The organism is Cellulomonas wangsupingiae, from assembly GCF_024508275.1.
GTDB lineage: Bacteria > Actinomycetota > Actinomycetes > Actinomycetales > Cellulomonadaceae > Cellulomonas > Cellulomonas wangsupingiae.
This window is the reverse complement of the sequence record NZ_CP101989.1, coordinates 3,850,459-3,872,609: the sequence shown is the minus strand read 5'-3', so window position 1 is coordinate 3,872,609 and position 22,151 is coordinate 3,850,459. Positions and strand designations below refer to the sequence as shown.

At 74.0% G+C, this 22,151-nt stretch carries 18 protein-coding genes; 15 read left to right on the top strand and 3 right to left on the bottom strand.

Going from position 1 to position 22,151, the window contains the following annotated elements:
- The first annotated feature begins 35 nt into the window (after positions 1-35).
- The 6 genes from NP075_RS17780 (at position 36) to NP075_RS17755 (ending at position 9,422) form a co-directional block, all read left to right on the top strand.
- Positions 36-2,069 (top strand): bifunctional copper resistance protein CopD/cytochrome c oxidase assembly protein, encoded by a 2,034-nt coding sequence (locus tag NP075_RS17780; protein WP_227563429.1) that lies wholly within the window; start codon positions 36-38, stop codon positions 2,067-2,069.
- A gap of 171 nt (positions 2,070-2,240) precedes the next feature.
- Positions 2,241-3,638, top strand: a complete 1,398-nt coding sequence (locus tag NP075_RS17775) for a hypothetical protein (RefSeq protein WP_227563428.1) — start codon at positions 2,241-2,243, stop codon at positions 3,636-3,638.
- A gap of 161 nt (positions 3,639-3,799) precedes the next feature.
- Complete coding sequence (locus tag NP075_RS17770; RefSeq protein ID WP_227563427.1) at positions 3,800-4,081, top strand: isoamylase early set domain-containing protein; 282 nt, start codon at positions 3,800-3,802, stop codon at positions 4,079-4,081.
- 290 nt (positions 4,082-4,371) lie between these two features.
- Entirely contained in the window at positions 4,372-5,871 is a 1,500-nt protein-coding gene (locus NP075_RS17765; RefSeq protein ID WP_227563426.1) for an MATE family efflux transporter, read from the top strand.
- A gap of 101 nt (positions 5,872-5,972) precedes the next feature.
- The gene (locus NP075_RS17760; RefSeq protein ID WP_227563425.1) at positions 5,973-7,193 is read left to right on the top strand and encodes an MFS transporter; all 1,221 of its coding nucleotides are present in this window, start codon (positions 5,973-5,975) and stop codon (positions 7,191-7,193) included.
- Between the two features lie 138 nt (positions 7,194-7,331).
- Entirely contained in the window at positions 7,332-9,422 is a 2,091-nt protein-coding gene (locus NP075_RS17755; RefSeq protein ID WP_227563424.1) for a UvrD-helicase domain-containing protein, read from the top strand.
- 371 nt (positions 9,423-9,793) lie between these two features.
- Here the strand turns inward: NP075_RS17755 and NP075_RS17750 are convergent, their stop codons facing one another.
- A complete protein-coding gene (locus NP075_RS17750) occupies positions 9,794-10,270 on the bottom strand; it encodes a hypothetical protein (RefSeq protein WP_227563423.1) in 477 nt (158 codons plus the stop codon).
- A 284-nt stretch (positions 10,271-10,554) separates the two neighbouring features.
- On the opposite strand from NP075_RS17750, the gene NP075_RS17745 reads away from it, so the two are divergent.
- Positions 10,555-11,289 (top strand): hypothetical protein, encoded by a 735-nt coding sequence (locus NP075_RS17745; RefSeq protein WP_256791873.1) that lies wholly within the window; start codon positions 10,555-10,557, stop codon positions 11,287-11,289.
- Positions 11,290-11,402: 113 nt separating this feature from the next.
- Here NP075_RS17745 and NP075_RS17740 read toward each other — a convergent pair whose 3' ends face one another.
- A complete protein-coding gene (locus tag NP075_RS17740; protein WP_227563420.1) occupies positions 11,403-12,461 on the bottom strand; it encodes a LacI family DNA-binding transcriptional regulator in 1,059 nt (352 codons plus the stop codon).
- Positions 12,462-12,704: 243 nt separating this feature from the next.
- Here NP075_RS17740 and NP075_RS17735 point away from each other — a divergent pair, with 243 nt between their 5' ends.
- The 6 genes from NP075_RS17735 (at position 12,705) to NP075_RS17710 (ending at position 19,069) form a co-directional block, all read left to right on the top strand.
- Positions 12,705-14,078 (top strand): ABC transporter substrate-binding protein, encoded by a 1,374-nt coding sequence (locus tag NP075_RS17735; RefSeq protein WP_227563419.1) that lies wholly within the window; start codon positions 12,705-12,707, stop codon positions 14,076-14,078.
- On the top strand, positions 14,078-15,043 hold the full coding sequence (locus NP075_RS17730) for a carbohydrate ABC transporter permease (RefSeq protein ID WP_227563418.1): 966 nt from the start codon (positions 14,078-14,080) through the stop codon (positions 15,041-15,043). The genes NP075_RS17735 and NP075_RS17730 overlap by 1 nt, the downstream gene beginning before the upstream one ends.
- Positions 15,043-15,867 carry a carbohydrate ABC transporter permease gene (locus NP075_RS17725; RefSeq protein WP_227563417.1) on the top strand — a complete coding sequence of 275 codons (825 nt, stop codon included), beginning with the start codon at positions 15,043-15,045 and terminating at the stop codon, positions 15,865-15,867. The genes NP075_RS17730 and NP075_RS17725 overlap by 1 nt, the downstream gene beginning before the upstream one ends.
- Positions 15,864-16,832, top strand: coding sequence for an alpha/beta hydrolase (locus NP075_RS17720; protein ID WP_227563416.1), 969 nt, complete (start codon positions 15,864-15,866; stop codon positions 16,830-16,832). Before NP075_RS17725 ends, NP075_RS17720 begins: the two co-directional genes overlap by 4 nt.
- Positions 16,833-16,962: 130 nt before the next feature.
- A complete protein-coding gene (gene gtfA, locus NP075_RS17715; protein WP_227563415.1) occupies positions 16,963-18,441 on the top strand; it encodes a sucrose phosphorylase in 1,479 nt (492 codons plus the stop codon).
- 19 nt (positions 18,442-18,460) lie between these two features.
- Positions 18,461-19,069, top strand: coding sequence for a polysaccharide deacetylase family protein (locus tag NP075_RS17710; protein ID WP_227563414.1), 609 nt, complete (start codon positions 18,461-18,463; stop codon positions 19,067-19,069).
- Between the two features lie 6 nt (positions 19,070-19,075).
- Here the strand turns inward: NP075_RS17710 and NP075_RS17705 are convergent, their stop codons facing one another.
- A complete protein-coding gene (locus NP075_RS17705; protein ID WP_227563413.1) occupies positions 19,076-20,095 on the bottom strand; it encodes a LacI family DNA-binding transcriptional regulator in 1,020 nt (339 codons plus the stop codon).
- Between the two features lie 187 nt (positions 20,096-20,282).
- Here NP075_RS17705 and NP075_RS17700 point away from each other — a divergent pair, with 187 nt between their 5' ends.
- Positions 20,283-21,209: a carbohydrate ABC transporter permease gene (locus NP075_RS17700; protein ID WP_227563412.1), complete on the top strand. Its 927-nt coding sequence runs from the start codon at positions 20,283-20,285 to the stop codon at positions 21,207-21,209.
- A 3-nt stretch (positions 21,210-21,212) separates the two neighbouring features.
- Positions 21,213-22,151, top strand: coding sequence for a carbohydrate ABC transporter permease (locus NP075_RS17695; protein WP_227563411.1), 939 nt, complete (start codon positions 21,213-21,215; stop codon positions 22,149-22,151).

Sequence of the window (22,151 nt, the reverse complement as noted above, 5' to 3'; positions counted from 1 at the left end):
CCGGACGACCCGTGCGGGACGCCTAGGCTGTCCGGGTGGACCAACCCGTGAGCCTGGCGCGCCGGGGAGCCCTCGGCGTGCTCGCCGCGACGGGTGTCGTGGCGGTCCTCGCCGGGGTGGCGTTCACCGGCAGCAGCGCGGCCGTCCTGCTCGGGGACCCCGGTGCGCTGGTGCGGTGGGGCCTGCCCGTCGTCGAGACCCTCACCGAGCTCGCCGCGTCGCTGACCGTCGGCGCGCTGGTGCTGGCGGTGTGCGTGCTGCCGCGCCGCACGTCGGCGCCCGCGCGGACGCCGACGTCGGACCGCCCCGCCGCCGACGGGTCCGCCTACCCGCGCAGCCTGGTGCTCGCGGGGGTCGCGGCCGGCGCGTGGACCGTCCTGTCGGTCGTGCACCTCGTGCTCGCGTACGCCTCCGTCGCCGGCGTGCCTCCCACGGCACCGTCGTTCGGTGACGAGCTCGTGCTGTTCGTCACGCAGATCGACCTGGGGCGGACGCTGCTGTCGGTCACGACGGTCGCCGCGGTCGTCACGGCGCTGGCCCTCGTCGTCGCGACGCCCACGGGTGCGGCCTGGACCGCCGCGCTCTCGCTCGTCGCGCTGTGGCAGCTCGGGCAGACCGGCCACGCCGCGGGCGCCGCCGGCCACGACCTCGCGACGTCCGCGATGGTGCTGCACCTGGTGAGCGCGGCCGTGTGGATCGGGGCGCTCACGGCGCTCGCGATCCTGGTGGGCAGGCTGGGTGCCGACGTCGTGCCGGCCGTCGCGCGGTACTCGGTGGTCGCCGGGTGGTGCGTCGCGGGCGTCGCCGTCTCGGGTGCCGTCAACAGCGTCGTGCGCCTCGGCGGGTGGGACGGCCTCGAGACCCGCTACGGCGTGCTGCTGATCGTCAAGATCCTGCTGTTCGGCGCCCTGGCGCTGCTGGGCCTCGCGCACCGCCGTGCGACGATCCCGCGGCTCGCCGGCGAGGGTGGGGCCCTGCTGTTCTGGCGGATCGTGCTCGTCGAGCTCGCCGTCATGGGGGCCGTCTCCGGCGTCGCCGTCGCGCTGGGCTCCTCGCCGCCGCCCGTGCCGGACGCCCCCGCCACGGACACGTCGCCGGCCTACCTGCTGACCGGCCACCCGCTGCCGCCCGAGCCCACGGCGCTGCGCTGGCTCACCGAGTGGCGCTGGGACGTGCTCATGGCGTGCGCGGCCGCCGCGGGCATCGTCGTGTACCTGCGCTGGGTCCGCCGCCTGCGGCGCCGCGGGGACGCGTGGCCGTGGGCGCGCACCGCGTCGTGGGTCGCGGGCATGCTGCTGTTCGCGTGGACGACGTCCGGCGGGCCGTCCGTCTACGGGCACGTGCTGTTCAGCGCGCACATGATCCAGCACATGGTGCTCGTCATGGTCGTGCCGCTGTTCGTCGCGCTGTCGGCGCCCGTGACGCTGCTGCTGCGCGCCGTGCCGGCCCGCGCCGCGACGCTGCGGGACGACGCGTCGCGCGGCCCGCGCGAGTGGGTGCTCACGCTCGTGCACAGCCACGTCGGGCGGTTCTTCGCGCACCCCCTGGTGGCCGCGGTGAACTTCGCCGGGTCGATGGTGCTGTTCTACTACTCCGGCCTGTTCGAGTGGTCGCTGCGCACCGGCGTCGGGCACCTGGCGATGGTCGTGCACTTCACGCTCGCGGGGTACCTGTTCGCCAACGCGCTCGCGGGCGTCGACCCCGGCCCGACGCGCCCGCCGTACCCGATGCGGCTGCTGCTGCTGTTCGCGACCATGGCGTTCCACGCGTTCTTCGGCGTCGCGCTGGTGGGCGGCGAGGGCCTGCTCGTGGCCGACTGGTTCGGGCTCACGGGCCGTGACTGGGGGTCGTCGGCGATCCGCGACCAGCAGATCGGCGGGTCCATCGCCTGGGGAATCGGGGAGATCCCCACGCTCGCGCTCGCCGTCGTCGTGGCCGTGCAGTGGACCCGCGACGACGAGCGCACCGCACGCCGTCGGGACCGCCGCGTCGACCGCGACGGGGACGACGAGATGGACGAGTACAACGCCATGCTGGGCCGCCTCGCGGACCGCGACGCGCCGCGCTGACCCTGGGCCGACCGGGTGGCGTCGCCCCGGGTCGGCAGCGTGCGGCGTGTGCATCCTGCGTGATCGCGCGACGGGACCCGTCGGGATCGGCCACCATGCAGGCGTCGTCGGGGCGCCCGCGCCGGGCCGGCGACCGACGCGTGAGGCGACCCGCCCGACCCGAGGAGAAGCGTGAGCACCGAGGACCCGACGACGACGCCGGACGGGGTGGGGCCCGTCCCTCCGCCGCCCTCGGGCCCGTCGGCCGACGAGCCGCCCGCCCCGTCGCTCACCTCGCCGTACCCGGCGCCGCTCGTCTACACACCGCCGCCGGCGTACGTCCCGCCGCCGGCGTACACCCCGCCGCCGTCCGTGTACACGGCTCCGCTCTACGGCACGCCGTCCCCGGCGGCCGCCGGCCCGTCGTTGTACGACGCGGAGCCCGAGGACGACGCGGTGCCGGAGGGCGACGCGGTGGCGGGGGACGACGCGGTGGCGGGGGACGACGCGGCGCCGGAAGCGCCGGTGCCGGATCCCCCGGGTGCCGCGACGCCGGCGGTGAGCGGTGCGGCAGGGGTGACGACGCCTCCGGCGGCCGGCGCGGGGTCGACCGGTGCGCAGCCGTGGGGCACGCCGTCCGCGGGCGGTGTCGCACCGGCCGAGGGGCGCCGTCGCAACCCGGCGGCGCCGGCGTCGGTGATGCTGGGGCTCACGGCTCTCGTCGTGGCCCTGGGGCCCGCCGGCGGGGGCACCGTCATGGCGGTGCTGCTGGCGGCCGCCGCCTTCGTCCTGGCCGTGGTCGCCGGGATGCGCGCGATCAACGGCGCGGGTCGCGGTGCGGCGGCGGGAGCGGTCGGTGCCTTCGTGGCGGTGGTCGCCGTGGTCGTCGCGATCGGCACGGTGATCGCAGCGGGCGTCGACGGGGACGAGTCGTCGGGCGCGCAGGACGGCGCCGAGCAGGACGGCGTCGTGCAGGAGGACCTCACGGGCGAGGACGGCGGCGCCGCGGACCTCGTGTCCCCGACGGACGTGCGCCCGCTCGTCGTCGCCGAGGTCGCGCACGGCCCGCACCCCGAGCTCCCGGACGCCTGGTGGTACGTGGTGGTCATCGACAACCCGAACCCGGAGCACGTCTTCCCGCTCGCGGAGGTCTTCGTCGACGCCGTCGACGCCGAGGGCACCCTGCTCCTCTCGCGCGGGGAGTACGTCGACGCGGCGCCGGGATCGGTGGCGGTCACGGGCACGTTCCACGACCTGGCCGGCCTCGAGCCGGCGCACGTGGAGGTCCGCGTACCGGTCCTGCAGGACGTGGAGCACGCCCCGGACGGGGCGCCGCTGACGACCGGGGACCTGACGGCCACGGCGTCGTCGTGGGGCGTGAACGTCGAGGGCGTGGTGCGCAGCGAGTCCGCGACCGACCTGGACATGGCGCGGGTCGTGGTGGTCGCCCGCAGCCCCGACGGACGGATCCTGGGCGGTGCCCGCGGGTACGTCGACAAGCTGCGCGCGGGCGGTGAGGCACAGTTCGACGCGGACTTCTTCGTCGTGCTGCCCGAGGACACGCAGTACACGGCGTACGCGTCGCCCTGACCCGGGCGCGGGCCGGGCCGCAGGCCGGCCCGCCACGCCCAGGTCGACACGCCGGGTCGTCACCGACGCGTCACACGCCCACGCGTGTCGCGGCGCCGCAGGAAACATCGTGGCGCCACGATTCACCCGTCCGTGTCGCCCGCGAGGAAGTGGATCCGCCCGTGCTCAAGAAGTCACCCTCCGCCAGGTCCGCCACCTGCACCCTGACGTTCGCGCTGCCGACCACCGCCCTCGACGGTCCGGTCAGCGTCGTCGGGACCTTCAACGACTGGACGCCGGGGGCGCACCCCCTGCGGCGGCGCAGCAACGGGACGGCCAGCGCGTCGGTGGTCGTGCCGGCCGGCTCGACGGTCCGGTTCCGGTACCTGGGCGCGAGCGGGCGGTGGTTCGACGAGGCGGACGCCGACGAGATCACGCCCGAGGGCTCGGTCGTGCGGGCGTAACGCAGATCACCTCGGTCAAGGGCGTGCCGGGTCCCGGGCGGTCACGACCCGTGCCCGGCGCGCTGCACCCGCGTACTTGGACGCGCGACCACCAGAGTGCGGCGCGCCGTTGGCACAGCTGTGGGGCGGGCTTTCCCTGGCCGTGGACCGAGTTGCGGAGCGCGCCCCCGAGCGGGTGAATTCCCCTGGTCAGGCGCGATCGTATCGATACGATGTTCCCCTGACGCGACCCGGCACGACCGACCACCGCGCACTGCCCCAGCCACACCACCAGCGCGGAGTACCCCTGCATGTCCCCGTCCCTCACCGTCGGCAGCCCTTGGCGCGTCATCGCGAAGTTCGCCGTCCCGCTCCTCATCGGCAACGTCGTCCAGCAGCTCTACCACTTCGCCGACGCCCTCGTCGTCGGCCGCACCCTCGGGGTCGACGCGCTGGCCGCGGTCGGCGCGACCGGCAGTCTGCTGTTCCTGCTCATCGGGTTCGCCTGGGGCATGACGTCCGGCTTCGCGATCCCCACGGCCCAGGCGTTCGGCGCCGGGGACCTGGCCGCGGTCCGCCGCTCCGTCACCTCCGGCGCGATCCTGACGGGCGCCGTCACGCTGCTGCTGACCATCGGCGCCCCGCTGCTCGCCGGCCCGGCGCTGCGCCTGCTGCGCACCCCGGAGGAGCTGCTGCCGGAGGCGACGACGTTCGCCGTCATCAGCTTCCTCGGCGCCGCGGCGACGATGTTCTTCAACTTCCTCGCCGCGATCGTGCGCGCCATCGGCGACTCCCGCACGCCGCTGATCTTCCTCACCGTGAGCTGCGTGCTCAACATCGTGCTGGTCGTCGGCCTCGTCGGAGGCCTCGGCACCGGCGTCGGCGGTGCGGCCCTGGCCACCGTCGTCGCGCAGGGCGTCTCGGTCGTCCTGTGCCTCGCGTACGTGCGGCGCCGCGTGCCCGTGCTGCACGTGCGCCGCGCGGACTGGCAGGTGACGCGGGCCGACCTCGCGCACCACCTGCACCTCGGCCTGCCGATGGGCTTCCAGGCCTCGATCATCGCCATCGGCACGCTCGCGGTGCAGGTGCGGCTCAACGAGCTCGGCTCCGACGCCGTCGCCGCCTACACGACGGCCACCCGCGTCGACGGCCTCGCGGTGGCGCTGCTCGCCTCGCTCGGTCTCGCCGTGTCGACGTTCGTCGCCCAGAACAAGGGCGGCGGCCGTCCCGACCGCATCCGTGCCGGCGTGATCCAGGCGGTGTGGATGTCCATCGCCGGGTCGGTCGTCATCGGGGCGGTCCTGGTGACCTCCGGCGCCGCGATCGTCCGGTTGTTCGTCGGTGACGGGGCCGAGGACGTCGTCGCGATGGCCGCGTACCTGCTGCTCGTCAACGGCGCCCTGTACGCCGTGCTCGGCGTGCTGTTCGTCCTGCGCGGCGCGCTGCAGGGCCTGGCCTACACGCTCGTGCCGACGGCCACCGGCCTCGTCGAGCTCGTCGGCCGCGTCGGCGCGGCGATCGTCCTGGGCGCCGCGTACGGCTTCGGCGGTGTCGTGTGGGGCAACCCGCTCGCCTGGCTCGGCGCCGTCGCGCTGCTGATCCCGGCGTACCTGCGGGCGCACCGGCGTCTCGCGCAGGACCCGATCGCCCCCATGGCGCAGGTCGAGGCCACGCCCGTGCCCGTCTCGCTCGAGGGCCCGTCGGACGGGTCGCAGGTCGTCGACGCCGTCGTCCCGCAGCCCCGACCCGGGCAGGAGCACACAGCGTGCCCCGACGACGCGGGCGAGCTGCGCGAGCGCGTCAGCAGCTGAGGCCCGACCCCGCGACGTGCGCCCACGCCGGGACTCCCGGCGGCGGGCCGCACGCCGTAGGGTCTCCTCGGTGCCGCGGGGCACCCGCTGAAGGGGGACTGATGCAGCAGGCTGTCGCGCGACGGACCCGGGTGTCCGTCGGAGCCGCGTACGCGGCGCAGGGGTTCGGGTACGCGACGGTCGTCACCGCGATGCCGGGGCTCAAGTCACGCACGGGCATCGACGACGGCACCATCTCGATCGTCCTGCTGCTCGGGGCCGTGCTCGCCGCCGTCGGCTCGATGCTCGCCGAGCGGTTCGCGCGGCGGTCGGGCAGCCGCACGCCCGTGGTCGTGGGCCTGCTCGCCCAGGCGGCCGGCCTGGTCCTCGTCACGACCGTCACCTCGGTGCCCCCGCTGTTCGGTGCGTTCGTCGTCTTCGCGCTCGGCCTCGGCATGGTCGACGCGTCCGCCGGCATGCAGGGCGTCGCGCTGGAGCAGCGCGTCGGCCGGCCCCTGATGTCCACGCTCTTCGCGTGCCTCACGGGTGCGGCCGTCGCCGCCGCCCTGGTGCAGTCCGGCCTCGCCCGGCTGGGCGCCACGACCGGGGCCGTCGCGGCGCTGCTGGTCGCGGCCGGCGTGGCCGCTGCCGTCGCGCTCGCGGTACGGCCGGGGCTGGTGCGCGGCGCCGACGCCCCCGCGCCGACGGCGCACGTGGCCGTCACGCCGCCCGACGCGGCCCCGGTCAAGCGCACACCCCTGCCGCGCGCCGGCATCTGGCTGTTCGGTGCGATGGTCGCGGTCGCGTTCGTCGTCGACTCGGCCGTCAGCAGCTGGAGCACGGTGTACCTGCACGACGGGCTCGGGGCGACGGGGGCCGTCGCACCGCTCGGCTACGCGGCCTACCAGGGCGCCGTGCTCGTCGCCCGGCTCGCGGGTGACCCCCTCGTGCGCCGGTTCGGCCGCGCGCGCGTCGCGGGACCCACGGTCGTCGTGGCGGCGGTCGGCCTGTTCGTCGTCGTGCTCGTCCCCAGCCCGGCGGCCGCGATCGTCGGGTTCGCGCTCGCGGGCGTGGGCGCCGGGACGCTCCTGCCGCTCGCGTTCTCCGCGGCGGCCGAGCTCGCGCCCGAGCGCCGCGACGACGTGGTCGCGCGCATCAACCTGTTCAACTACGCCGGTGCGCTCGTCGGCGCCGTGGCGCTGGGCCTGTTGTCCGAGGTCACGGGCCTGGGGCCGGCCTTCGTCGTGCCCGCGGTCCTGCTGATCCCCGCGCTGCTGGTCGTCCCGCGGTTCGACCGCCCTGCGACGCTGGCGGTCCGCGGCGCCGACCGCAGCCGGGTCTGAGGAGCGCCCTGCCGGCATCACCCCCGCGTGACCCGTGCGTGGTACCCGCTCCGGCAACGGGGTGGTGAGACGGTCGCGCTCTCATGACGGGCGCCGCCCCGGCCGATGAAGGCTCGACGACGGGGAGGAGGACCGAGCATGCCTGCAGGCGACTCCGCGGCGCACGAGGCGAGCCGCCAGCTCGCGCTCGCCGCCGCGCACGACAAGGCCGCGGCCGACGCACGCGCGACGGCGTCGCGGTACGGCGTCGCGTCCGCGACCGAGCAGCGCACGGCCCGTGCCCTCGCGCCGCTCGCCGCCGCGGGCTACCACCTCCTCGCCGACCGGCAGTGGCCCGGCAGCAGGCGCGCGCAGGTCGACCTGGTCGTCGTCGGCCCGGGCGGCGTCTTCGTCGTCGACACCAAGGCGTGGGCCGACGTGTCCATCACCGAGGACCGCATCCACCGCGGCCAGGAGGACGTCACCGACGACCTCATGGCGCTCGCGGACCTGGCGTACCGCACGGAGGGGGAGCTGGCCGAGGTCGGGCTCGCGCCGGGCGAGGTGCACGCCGTGGCGGTCCTCGCAGGGCGGTCGGGCGTCGACGAGCGGGTCGGGCCGGTCCGCGTCCTGGGCGAGCGCGACGTGCTGCGGCACATCGCGCGCCGCGGGTCGCGGCTGGGTCCCCGGCAGGTCGACGCCGTCCTCGCGCGGTGCCTCGAGTGGTTCCGGCAGGTGGGCGACCCGGCCCCGGTGAGCACGACGCTGCCCGAGCCGGTGCTGCCCGCACCGCGCGGCCCCGTCCCCGTCGACGAGCCGGAGGCCCTGCTCACCGAGGACGAGGTGCAGCAGGTCATGCTCGAGGGCCTCATGGCCGCGCCCGTCGAGGAGTGGATGGCGTTCCTGCACCCCGCGCAGGCGCGTGTCGTGCGCCGCTCGTACAACGGCCCGGCACGGATCCGGGGGGCCGCGGGCACCGGCAAGACGGTCGTCGGCCTGCACCGCGCCGCGTACCTGGCGCGCACCCGCCAGGGCAAGGTCCTGGTCACGACGTACATCCGCACGCTGCCCGACGTGCTGCGCCAGCAGCTCACCCGGCTCGCGCCCGACGTGGTCGACCGCGTCGAGTTCGCCGGCGTGCACGAGACCGCCAAGCGGATCCTCGACGAGCGGGGTGTCACGCACCGCATCGACGGCCGGCAGATCGCCGCGGCGTGGACGGCCGCATGGGGCAAGGTCGCCGGCGGCAGCATCATCGACACCGACCGCCACGAGCAGGACTACTGGCACGACGAGGTCAGCTGCGTCATCAAGGGCCGCGGGCTGACCCGCTGGGAGCAGTACGCCGACCTGCCGCGCCTGGGGCGGCGTCACCGCCTGGGCCCGCAGCAGCGCCGCGTCGTGTGGGACCTGTACGAGGCGTACCAGCAGGAGCTGCGCGCCCGCGGCGTGCACGACTTCGCCGACCAGATCTCCCTGGCGGAGGCCGAGCTGCGGCGCGAGCCGCCCGCCGAGCGGTACACCGCGGTCGTCGTCGACGAGGCGCAGGACCTGACGTGCGTGATGATCCGCATGCTGCACGCGCTGGTCGGTGACGGGCCCGACGGGCTGACCCTCGTCGGCGACGGCCAGCAGACCATCTACCCGGGCGGGTTCACGCTCGCGGAGGCCGGGGTGTCCGTGGCGGGCCGCGGCGTGGTCCTGGACGTCAACTACCGCAACACCCGCGAGATCCTGCAGTTCGCGTCGGTGCTGGTGCGCGACGACGAGTTCGCCGACATCGAGGGCGCGACCGCGCGGGGGGACCGCCCCACCGAGGTCGCGCGCACCGGGGCGAAGCCCGTGTACGTGCGCTGCGCGACCGAGGCGGACCGGCAGCGTCGCCTGGTGCTGCGCGTGCACGAGGTCGTCGCGGAGGTCGGCACCAACTTCGGCGACGTGGGCGTGCTCTCGCTGTCGCGGCGCGGCGTCGAGGCGGCCATCGACTCCCTGACGAAGGCCGGCGTGCCCGTCGTCAACCTCGAGAAGTACGACGGCGTGCCGAACAACCGCGTCAAGGTCGGCACCGTGAAGCGCGCCAAGGGCCTGGAGTTCAAGCAGGTGCTCGTCGTCGACCCGTACGCGTCGTGGCTCAGCGAGAAGGCCGACCGGCTCGACGACGTCGAGCGTGAGCGGCGCGACTACCGGCTGCGCGAGCTGTACGTCGCGATGACGCGTGCGCGTGACGGGCTGTGGGTCGCCGCGATCTGACGCACCGCGGGCGCGTGCGTCTCCACCCGTCGTGTCCAGCAGCACCGCCGCCGTGACGTCCGGTCCACCGCGCACCGGGTCCCAGACCTGGATCCGGGTGCGGGCGGGGAACCCGTCGACCAGCGTGACGCGCTGCCGGTAGCCCGGCCGGCCGTTGACGAGGACACGGGACTCGACGACCGCCGTCGCCCCCGTGACCTCGAGCCGCTCGACGCGCTCGCCGATCACGGTGAGCCTCGCGTCGGACGCGCGGACCAAGGAGGCACCGAGCGGACGGCTGTGCCCGGGCAGGATCCGGGCGTCCACCGCCACCGGGCGGGTGCCGGGTCGGGTCGGTGCGGGTGGCAGGTGGCGGCCGGTGGGCGGCGGCGTCAGTTCTGGCGGGGTGTGGCCGCGGGTGGCGGGTCGCACACGAACGTGGGGCACAGCTCGCTCTCGCCGCCGCACTCGGGCACGACGAACGTCACCCAGTACTCGTAGGCGACCCCGGGCTGCTCGGCCGGCTGGGTGTCGACGTAGGTGAAGTTGTCGTCGAGGCGCTCGACCTGCTCGACGCGCTGCCACGCGGTGGTGCCGGCGGGACGGCGGTAGACCACGAACGGCTCCGGTACGCCGATCGTCTGTGAGGAGTCCCAGGTGACGAGCACCCCGTCGGGGGTCTGCTCGGCCTGGACCCAGTTGACCTGGTGGACGGTGGCGCAGTAGTCCTCGAACGTCGCCTCTTCGTCATCGCTCGGGGCGGCGACAGGTGTGCGCGTGTCCGGGGTGTCCGCGGTGTTGGCTGGCCCGCAGGCAGCCATGGTGAGGACGACGAGCACCGCGAGCGCGGTGCTGACTGCTGCCCGCACGCTGCCCCCTTGCTCCGCTGCTGCGCTGTCGGCTGGACGGTAGACCGGCGCGTGAGCACGGGTCAGGCGCTTCATGGCGAACCACCCGAGCAGCGCAGTGCGCGAGGATCGCGACAGGAGGATGTGCCCGCGCACGTCAGGCGGCGAGCGCGACCACCGGCTGCGTGAGCTGGGACGTCGCGATGACGCGTACCCGCAGCGGCGTGCAGGGGAGGCCGTCCGACGCACCGCGGGTGCCGGCGGACGCCCGGTCCACCGCGCGTCGGGGCGGTAGGTTCCCGTCCGTGAGCTCCCCGCACGGCGTGACGCCCGCCGGCCCTCCCGTCCCCGGCCGGCCGGAGGGTGCGCCCGGCCCGGCCGCGGCGCCTCTCCCGGGCCTGCGACGGCCGCGGACCACGTCGCTGACCGGGCCGGTGCTCGTCACCGTGCTCGGCGTCGTGCTGCTGCTCGGCACGGTGGTCGCCGCGACCGCGACGGCGGTGACCTTCATGGGCGCGGTGGCCACCGGCGTCCTGGCGTCCGACGGCAGCCCGGGACCCGAGGTCCTGGCGGCAGCCCCGGCCCCGGGCACGACGAGCGTCGAGCTGACGGCGGGGGAGCGCTACGCCGTGCACCTGGTCGTCCCGGCCGGCGCCCTCGGACGCGACGAGCGACCCACACTCGACCAGGCCGTACTGCTGCTGGCGCCCTCGGGCGAGGTCGTGGCGGCGGACGGGTCCCCGGGGGTGACGTCGACCTCCCGTGCGGGCGGGTGGACCGCGGCGAGCGTCGGGGCGTTCACGGCCCCCGAGTCCGGGACGTACGAGGTCACGGCGCCCCCGGCAGCCGTGCAGGACGCGTGGGTCGCGGTGACGCCCGACACCGCGTTCGCGCCGTTCTTCGCCTCGATCTGGGGGACGGTGCTGGGGGTGTTCCTCGTCATCGGCCTGGGTGCGGCGGGGATGGCCGCGCTCATCGGCGGGATCGTGTGGTGGGTGCTGCGGGCGCGGGCCCGCCGGGCCGTCGACGCGCCGCGCTGAGATGACGGGACCCTCCGACCGCCGGCCGGTCGAGACGCACGGGCGCGCCGAGCGCACCGGCAGGCCGAGGTTGCGCGCACCGTGGGGGCCGGGGCCACGGCGTCGTGCGGGCGTCAGGCCGGCGGAGTGCCCTCGCGCAGGGTCGCGACGGACCCGCGCGCCCGCAGGGGCACGGGGAGGCGGTGCACGCGCTCCGGTGACGGGTCCCCGGAGACCTCGGCGATCAGCAGCTCGACCGCGCGTCGCCCGAGCTGCTCGTGGGGGATGGCGAACGACGAGACCCCCGGCCGCAGCCAGTCGGCCATCGGGTAGTTGTCGAAGGACACCACGGACACGTCGTCCGGGATGCGCAGGCCCGCTTCCTGCAGCGCCTGGTAGGTGCCGAACGCGAGGCGGTCGTTGAAGCAGATGACGGCCCGCGGGCGCGGGTGCTGCGCGAGGAGCTGGTGGGTCGCGGCCCAGCCCTGCGGCGGCACCCAGTCGTCGCACAGGTGGCCGGAGGCGGGTGCCAGGCCCGCGGCCGCGAGCACCTCGTGGATGCCGGTGAGCCGCTCGACGCCCGCGACGGTGTCGGGGGGCACGTCGCCCAGACCGGGCCCGGCGCCGACCAGGTGGATCTCGCGGTGCCCGGCGTCCAGCAGCACGCGGGCGGCGGCACGGCCCGCCTCGACCTCGTCCGGGACGACGGCCGGTGCCCGGGTGGTGCCGGAGGGCAGGGTGTTGAGCAGCACCGTGGGCAGCCGCTCGAGCTCGGCCGGCACGGCACGCGTGCGCGTGAACATGGAGGTCAGCATGATGCCGTCGACCCGGCGGTCGAGCATGGCGTCGATGAGCGCGCGCTCGATGGCGGGGTCGCCCTCGGTCTCGCCGATGAAGAGCATGTACCCGTGGTCCCGTGCGGCCTCGATCGCGCCCTTGATCATGTCGCCGGCCATCTGGCCCGTGGCGACGGTGTCGGAGACGAGCCCGAGCGTGCGCGTCGTGCCCTTGCGCAGGCCCACGGACAGGATGTTGGGGCGGTAGCCCAGCTCGGACGACGCGTCGCGGACGCGCTCCTGCACGGTCTGCGAGATGCGCAGCTCCGGACCGCGTCCGGAGAGCACCAGAGAGGCCGTCGTCGACGACACCCCGGCGGCGCGTGCGACGTCGGCGAGCGTCACACGTCGGGTCAACGTCGATCCTTCCGTCGCGGCGATCCTACGGGTCGCCGGCTGCCTGTCGGGGCGCCGGAGCGGTGGTGACGCTCCCATCCGGGCCATTGTCCGAGTGCTCCGGAAACACGGTCGCTCCGTCACCGATCCGTGACCTGACCTGGCTTGACACGGCCGTTGCGCAGTGGCGAGCATGACCGTGCTAAGACGATTTAGCAAGGGTCCGCGCCCTCCGGGCCCCGCCCGACGGAGAAGGAGACACCGGTGTCTCGTACGACAGGAAGGTCCCGGAAGGCGGCTGCTGCCACGTCGCTGTTCGTGGCCGGCATCCTCGCACTGACCGCGTGCAGCGCCCCCGGCGCGAGCACCACCGACGAGCCCACGGCCGACGGCGACGGAGCCGCCACCGCCGAGGGCGACTGGACCTGCGGCACGGACGACGTGACGCTCGAGGCGTACCTCGAGACCGGCTTCCCGCTCTCGACCGCGCTCTTCGAGGAGTTCGAGAAGCAGCACCCCAACGTCACGTTCGACGTCCGCGAGGACCAGTTCGCCGTCATCACCCAGAACGCGCCCCGCGTCCTGGCCGACAACCCGCCGGACCTCATGCGTCTGCCGCAGATGTCCGACCTCGTCGGCGACGGCCTGCTCTACAACCTCGACGAGGCCGCCGAGCACTTCGGCTGGACCGAGTGGCCCGCCTCGCAGCTCGCGCAGATGCGGGTCGACGAGGACGGCCGCCGTGGCAACGGCCCCCTGTACGCCATGGGCAAGAACTACTCGATGACCGGTGTCTTCTACAACACCGAGCTCGCCGCCCGGATCGGCATGACCGAGGCGCCCAAGACGCTCGCCGAGCTCGACGAGTGGATGCAGAAGGCCAAGGACGCCGGCATCACCCCGTCCAACCAGTTCAACGGCGGCGCCACCGGTGGCCTGGCGTTCCCGCTGCAGCTCCTCATGGCGTCCTACGGCTCGGTCGACCCGATCAACGACTGGACCTTCCAGAAGCCGGGCTCGCGCATCGACACCGAGGACAACATCAAGGCGGCCGAGCACCTCAAGAAGTGGATCGACGCCGGCTACTTCGCCGACGACATCAACTCGCTCGACTACTCGCAGATGATGGGCCAGTTCATCGACGGCAAGAGCCTGTTCATCTTCAACGGCGACTGGGAGTCGGGCAACCTCGACACCCAGATGGCGGGCAAGGCCGGCTTCTTCCTCATGCCCCCGCTCGAGGAGGGCGGCAAGGTCGGCGCCATGTCGGCCCCGCTGACGTTCGGCATCTCGTCCAAGGCGGCGAACCCGCAGTGCGCGGCGTTCTTCTTCGACTGGATCGCCACGAACGACGACGCCCGTGCGCTCGCCGTCGAGGTCGGCGGCTCGCACCCCATGGGCCCGGCCGACGCCTTCATGCCGGAGGTCGACCCCGAGTCCGTGACCGGCCAGACCCTGTCGGCCGGCGCGACGATCGCCGAGGACAACGGCGCGATGGAGTTCATCGCCAACGCGACCGGTGCCATCTACGCCAAGAGCTGGACCCCGAACCTGCAGAAGCTCGTCGCGGGTGACCAGACGGCGGAGGGCCTGCTGCAGGCCGTCCAGGCCGACTACGAGAGCGAGATCGACGGCTGATGACCCAGATGCGGACGACCGGTGCACCCGGTCGCCGCGAGGTCGCCGCCCAGGCGTCGACCAGCCTCGAGGCCAGGCGCCGCGCTCTCAAGGCGCGGCGCCTGCGCCGGGGCTGGGCCGCTCTCGGCCTCGTGGTCCCGGCTGCCTTCTTCTACGTGCTGTTCGTGCTGCGCCCGCTGGTGCTGACGGTGCAGTACTCGTTCTACGACTGGAACGGTGTCGGCGCCTCGACGTTCGTCGGCGCGGAGAACTACACCCGCCTGGTCGAGAAGCCGGAGCTGCTCGGCTCGATCGTCAACGCGCTCGAGCTGATCATCTACTTCAGCTTCGTCCCCGTGATCCTCGGCCTGCTCACCGCGGCCACGATCCGCAAGTTCGCGGCGAGCCGCCTCGCGCTCCTCTCGCGCACCGTGCTGTTCCTCCCGCAGGTCATCCCGCTCGTCGCGGCGGGCATCATGTGGACGTGGATGCTCGCCACGGACGGCGTCGTCAACGAGCTCATGCGCGCCGTCGGCCTGGGCTCGGTCACGCGTGCCTGGCTGGGTGACACGAGCACCGCGCTCGGCGCCGTCGGCGTCATCGGCGCGTGGGTCGCCCTCGGCCTGTGCCTCCTGCTGCTGCTGTCCGGCATGACGAAGATCGACCCGGCCCTGTTCGAGGCCGCGCGCATCGACGGCGCCGGCGCGGTCCGCGAGTTCTTCGCGATCACCCTGCCGAGCGTGCGCCAGGAGATCGGCGTGTGCGTCACCGTGACGGTCATCGCCGCGCTCGCCGCGTTCGACATCGTCTACATCTCCACGCAGGGCGGGCCCGCCAACTCGACGCTCGTCCCCGGCCTGGAGATCTACTACCTCGGCTTCTTCTCCCGCGAGGTGGGCCAGGCCTCCGCGCTCGCCGTCGTCTTCATGGCGCTCGTGCTCGCCGTGGTCCTGCCGATCCAGCGCCTGACGAAGGAGGAGGACTGATGATCGTCTCCCGCCGTGAGGCGTGGCTCGGCCGCGCGCTGCTGGTCCTGCTGATGGCCGTGACGGTCGTCCCGTTCATCAGCCTGTTCGTCACCGCGCTGCACAAGCCCGGCACGTACCCGTCGGGCCTGGCGTGGCCCGAGACGCCGTACTGGTCGAACTTCGTCGACGCCTTCCAGGCGGCCGACATGTGGGCGCTGCTGTGGTCGAGCTTCCTCATCGAGCTCGGCGTGGTGCCCGCGGCGCTGCTCATCGCGACGCTCGCCGGGTTCTCGCTTGGCCACCTGCGCCCGCCGGGCCACCGGTGGATCTTCCTGGCGTTCGTCCTCGGCCTGACGCTGCCGTTCCAGGCGATCATCGTCCCGCTGTACTACCAGATGCGGGACATGCAGCTGCTGAACACCCGGTGGGCGATCATCCTGCCGCTGCTCGGCCTGTACATGCCGTTCGCCGTCATGTGGATGCGCGCGCACTTCGTGACGATGCCCCCGGACCTGTCCGAGGCCGCCCGCATCGACGGCGCCAACACGTGGAAGCTGTTCACCCGCGTGCACGTCCCGCTGTCGCGACCCGCGCTGTCGTCGCTCGGCATCCTCATGTTCCTGTGGACGTGGAACCAGTTCCTCCTGGCCGTGGTGCTGGTGGACGACCCGAAGAACCGCACGATGGCCGGTGCGCTCGGCGCCTTCCAGGGGCAGTGGGGCACGGACATCCCGCTGCTGTGCGCGGGCTCGCTGCTCATCCTCACCCCGACGCTGCTGGTGTTCCTGGCCTTCCAGCGGCAGTTCGTGTCGGCGCTCATGCAGGGGGCGCTGAAGGGATGACCACCGCGGTGACGGCGCGCCCGCCGTTCGACCCCGCGATCGCCGCCGCCCTGACGGACCGGCCCGAGCACGTGGTCACGAGGCTCGCGCCGGACGAGATCGACGCGCTGCGCTCGCGTGCCGAGCCGCCGGACCTCGACGAGGTCGCGACGGCGTCGCGCCGCACCCTCACGTGGCACGCCGCGCCCGGGCCCGCCGGGGACGTGCGCGTCGCGCTGCTGCGGCCCGCGGGCGACGGGCCCGTGCCCGTCCTGCTGCACCTGCACGGCGGCGGACTCGTCGTCGGCACGGTGTCGGACGACGTGGCCGCGTCCGCCGCCACCGGGCCCGGCTGGGCGGTCGCGTCCGTGGACTACCGGCTCGCACCCGAGCACCGGTACCCCGCCGCGGTCGAGGACGCGTACGCCGCACTCGTGTGGCTGGTCGGACAGGCGGCCGCGCTCGGGCTCGACGCGACCCGCGTGGTCGTCACGGGCGTCAGCGCCGGTGCCGGCCTGGCCGCCGCGCTGGCGCTGCTGGCGCGGGACCGCGGGGGTCCGGCGATCGCCGGGCAGCTGCTGGTGTGCCCGATGCTCGACGACCGCAACGACAGCGCGTCCGGTCACCAGATGGCCGGCGTCGGGTCCTGGGACCGGACGGCGAACGCGACCGCGTGGGCGGCGTACCTCGGCGAGTCCGCCGGCGGTCCGGACACCCCGCCGTACGCGTCGGCCGCGCGCGCGGCCCGCCTCGGCGGTCTGCCGCGCACCTACGTCGACGTCGGCTCCGCCGAGACCTTCCGGGACGAGTGCGTGCAGTACGCGGCGCGGATCTGGGCCGACGGCGGCGACGCGGAGCTGCACGTGTGGCCCGGCGGGTGCCACGGCTTCGACGGGCTGGTGCCCGACGCACCCGTCTCGCGTGACGCCCGCGTCGCCCGGGCGCGCTGGCTCGCGCGCGTCCGCCGGCGTGGCGTGACCCCCTGACGCCCGTCGGTGCCCGCCTTCCCCCGAGGCGGGCACCGACGGGTCCCCCTCCCCGAACGCCGGTCCCGCACGTGCGGGCCGCTGCCCACCCAGGCGACGATGGTCGCCGGACGACGACGGAGCCCGACGCGTGACCCACCACGGCCCCCAGCTCATCACCTACGCCGACCGCCTCGCGGGCGACCTGCCCGGACTGCGGGCGCTGCTCGACGGGGCGCTCGCCGGCGCGTTCGACGGGGTGCACGTCCTGCCCTTCTACACGCCGTTCGACGGCGTCGACGCCGGCTTCGACCCGCGCGACCACACGCAGGTCGACCCGCGCCTGGGCACGTGGGACGACGTGCGGGCGCTCGCGCAGGGCCGCGACGTCATGGCCGACGTCATCGTCAACCACGTGTCGGCGGACTCGGCCCGGTTCCGGGACGTCCGCGAGCACGGTGACGCCTCCCCGCACGCCCCGATGTTCCTCACGCTCGGCGCGGTCTTCCCCGACGGCGCCACCGAGGACGACCTCGCGCGCATCTACCGCCCGCGCCCGGGCCTGCCGTTCACGGTGATGACGCTGGGTGGCCGGCGGCGGCTGGTGTGGACGACGTTCACACCCGACCAGGTGGACATCGACCTGCGGACGCCGCAGGCGTGGGAGTACCTGACGTCGGTGGTCGACGCGCTGACGTCCGGCGGCGTGACGATGCTGCGGCTGGACGCCGTCGGGTACACGGGCAAGGAGGCGGGCACCGACTGCTTCATGACGCCGGCGACCGACGCGTACACCGAGCGGATCGTCGAGCAGGCGCGGGCCCGTGGGGCGCAGGTGCTGGTCGAGGTGCACGGGCACCACACGCAGCAGATCGAGATCGCCCGCAAGGTCGACCTGGTCTACGACTTCGCGCTGCCGCCGCTGGTGCTGCACGCGCTGACCGCGGGCGACCTCGAGCCGCTGGCGGGCTGGCTGCGGATCCGACCCGCGAACGCGGTGACCGTGCTGGACACGCACGACGGCATCGGGATCGTCGACGTGGGCCCCTCCGACCTGCGCCCCGGCGAGCCGGGCCTGCTGGCCCCGGAGCGGATCGACGCGCTCGTCGAGCGGATCCACGAGAACTCCGGGGGGACGTCCCGGCAGGCCACGGGCGCCGCGGCGTCGAACCTCGACCTCTACCAGGTCAACTGCACGTTCTACGACGCGCTGGCCCGCGACGACCGTCGCCTCGTGCTCGCGCGGCTGCTGCAGCTGTTCGTCCCCGGGATCCCGCAGGTCTACTACGTGGGGCTGCTTGCCGGGTCCAACGACATGGACCTCCTGGCGCGCACGGGCGTCGGCCGTGACGTCAACCGGCACCACTACACGGCGGCGGAGGTCGAGGCGGCGCTGACCGCCCCGGCCGTCCGCGGCCAGCTCGCCGGCCTGCGGCTGCGGTCGACGCACCCCGCGTTCGACGGCGACTTCACGTGGGACCTGGACGGCACGCGCGGCACCTTCGTGCGGACCTCCGGCGCCGCCCGCGCGACGCTGACGTTCGACGTCGCCGACGGCTCGTTCGAGGTGCGCGCGACCGGGGACGACGGCGAGCGCGTCGTGCTGACGGATGCGGACCTCACCGCCTGAGCTGCGGCAGGATGCGGGGATGGACACTCCCGGCCTCGCCGACGTCATCCGCTACGTCGATCCGGACCCCGCCGCACCCACCGCCGTCCTGACGTTCGACGACGGCCCCAACCCGCCGGACACCGTCACGCTGCTCGACCTGCTGGCACGCGAGCAGGTGACGGCGGTGTTCTGCCTGGTCGGGCAGCAGGTCGAGGCGCACCCGGACGTCGTGCGGCGGATCGTCGCCGACGGGCACGTGCTCGCCAACCACTCGTTCCGGCACGACAACCTCTCCCAGCTCACGCCCGACGCCGTCCGCGCGGACCTGACGCGCACGCTCGACGCGATCCACGCGGTCGTCCCCGACGCTCCCGTCCCGTTCTTCCGTGCGCCGTTCGGGCACTACGGGCACGCGATCGTCGTCGCCGCCGAGCTCGGCATGCGCACGCTCGACTGGCAGCTCGCCGTCGAGGACTGGGTGCCGCCGGGGGTCGACGAGCTGGTCCGGCGTCTGGGCGGCGTCGAGCCCGGCGGCGTGGTCCTGCTGCACGACGGCGGCGGCGACCGCAGCCAGACGGTCGCGGCGGTGGCGCGTCTGATCCCCCGGCTGCGGGGGGAGGGGTGGGCGTTCACCGTCCCGCGGTAGCACCCGTCAGCGCGGCCGCGGCGGTGCCGTGCTGCCGCGCACGACGAGCCTCGTCGGCACCACGACGTGGTGGCCCGGCAGGCGGGCGTGGTCGCGGATCTGCCGCACGAGCAGCTCGACCAGCTCGGCGCCGATCGCGCTGAAGTCCTGCCGCACGGTGGTCAGCGGGGGCCACAGGTACTCGGCCAGCGGGATGTCGTCGAAGCCGACGACGGAGACGTCCTGCGGGACGCGGCGCCCGGCCTCGTGCAGCGCCCGCACGACGCCCGCGGCCATCTCGTCGTTGGCACAGAACACCGCCGTCACCTCGGGGTCCGCGGCGACGGACGCGCCGATGCGGTAGCCGGAGGCGGCGGACCAGTCGCCGTGCCACTCGTCGGGGACGGGCCTGCCCGCGGCGCGCAGCCGGGTGCGCCAGGCGTCGGCCCGCACGCGCGCCGGGGTGGAGTCCGGGGGGCCGGCCACGTGGTGCACGGTCGGGTGGCCGAGGTCGAGCAGGTGCTGGACGGCGAGGGTCGCGCCCTCCGCCTGGTCGGTGCCGACCGCCGGGTGGTGGCCGACGAACCGGGAGTCGGACACGACGACGGGCAGGCGCGGCGGCAGGGCCAGGGTGGCGGGGGTGGCGTCCTCGGCGCGGATGACGATGAGCCCGTCGATGGCCTGGTGGTCGAGGCGGCGCACGGCGTCGGAGACGTCGGACGACGACGGCGTGCGCACGTCGACGAGGCTGACGGTGTACCCGTGCTGGCGGGCGGCCTCGACCACGCCCTCGAGGGTGCGGGACTCGCCGGTGCGCGTCAGGCGGTGGGCGATGAGCCCGATCGCGTGGAAGGCGCCCGAGCGCAGGGCCCGCGCGGCGTGGTTGGGGCTGTAGCCCAGCTGGTCCATGGCGGCCAGCACCCGGTCGCGCGTCTGCGGGCGGACGTTGGTGGCGCCGGTCGAGACGCGCGAGACGGTCTGCTGCGAGACGCCCGCGAGCCGCGCGACGTCGGCGATGGAGGGGCCGGTGCGGGTCGCCTGCGACATGGCGGGAGCGTAGCAGTGGCGACGTCGCCATCCGGGGTCTGATGCGTCGCACCGGCACAAGATGGTGACGTCACCATCTTGTGACCTGCAGAGATGCTGCAACTTCTTGACAGGATCGGACATCCGGTGACAACGTGCCTCTGTCGCCGATGATGACGTCAACATCCGGCACACGAAGGAGTGTCCCGTGACCCAGACCGCCGTGCCGATCGCGGCGCCGCCCGCCGGTGAGGCGCTGCCCCGGCGGCGCTCACGTCCGTCGTGGGCCGGCTGGGGGTTCGTCGGCCCGTTCATGGCCGTCTTCACGCTCGTGTTCCTCGCGCCCATCGCGTACTCGCTCTGGATCAGCCTGTTCCGCACCCAGCTCGTCGGCGGCACGGCGTTCGTCGGCCTCGAGAACTACTCCCGGGCCCTGCAGGACCCGCAGTTCTGGTCGGCCCTCAGCCGCGTCAGCGTCTTCCTCGTGGTGCAGGTCCCCGTGATGCTCGGCATCGCGCTGCTCGTCGCGCTCGCGCTGGACAGCGGCCGCCTCTACGGGCGGGACTTCTTCCGCATCTCGATCTTCCTGCCGTACGCCGTCCCGGCGGTCGTCGCGACCCTCATGTGGGGCTTCATGTACGGCACGCGCTTCGGCCTGGTCGGCAACATCAACGAGGCGTTCGGGATCAGCGTGCCCAACCCGCTGTCGCCCGACCTCGTGCTCGCGGCCATCGGCAACATCGTGACCTGGGAGTTCGTCGGCTACAACATGCTGATCTTCTACTCCGCGCTGCGGACCGTGCCGACGTCGCTGTACGAGGCGGCGCAGATCGACGGCGCCGGGCAGTGGCGCGTCATCACGGCGATCAAGCTGCCCGCGATCCGCGGCGCCCTCGTCGTGGCCGGCATCTTCTCGATCATCGGCAGCTTCCAGCTGTTCAACGAGCCGAGCATCCTGCAGAACCTGGCGCCCAACGCCATCACCACGTACTTCACGCCCAACCTGTACGCGTTCTCGCTGTCGTTCTCCGGGCAGCAGTACAACTACTCGGCCACGGTCGCCATCATCATGGGCGTCCTGACCATGGTGATCGCCTACGTCGTCCAGCTGCGCGGCATGCGCAAGGAGGCGTGAGCGATGACCACCGCCACCCCGTCGCCGGCCGCCGCGACGCCCCGTCGCGCGCCCGCCCCGCGCCTGCGCAGCACGCGCGGCCGCGGGCGCAGCGTCGACCGGCCGCGCCGGTCCGTCCTCCTGACGGTCCTCACGGGGATCGTCCTGCTCTACTCCCTGGTGCCGCTGGCGTGGCTCGTCATCAACGCCACCAAGACGCAGGGCGACCTGTTCTCGTCGTTCGGCCTGTGGTTCGGCGACTCGTTCGCGCTGCTGACGAACATCGGCCAGACGCTCACCTACGACGACGCCATCTTCGTCCGCTGGTTCCTCAACACTGTGCTGTACGTCGCGCTGGGGGCAGGTGGTGCGACGGCGCTCGCCGTGATCGGCGGGTACGGGCTGGCGAAGTTCACCTTCCCCGGCAAGCGCGGCGTGTTCGCCGTCGTCATCGGCGCCGTCGCCGTGCCCGGGACCGCACTGGCCGTGCCGACGTTCCTCATGTTCAGCCAGCTGGGCCTGACCAACACGCCGTGGTCCGTCATCATCCCGTCGCTGATCTCGCCGTTCGGCCTCTACCTGATGTGGACGTTCGCCGCCGAGGCGGTCCCCACCGAGCTGCTGGAGGCCGCGCGCATCGACGGCGCCACCGAGGCGCGGACGTTCGCGCAGGTCAGCCTGCCGCTGCTCGCGCCCGGCATCGTCACGGTCCTGCTCTTCACGATGGTCGCGACGTGGAACAACTACTTCCTGCCGCTGATCATGCTCAAGGACCCCGACTGGTACCCGCTGACGCTCGGCCTCAACGCGTGGAACGCGCAGGCCGCCACCGCGGGCGGCGAGGCGATCTTCCACCTCGTCATCACCGGGTCCGTCCTGACGATCGTCCCGCTGGTCGTCGCCTTCCTCTTCCTGCAGCGCTACTGGCAGTCCGGCCTGGCCGCCGGTTCCGTCAAGGAGTGA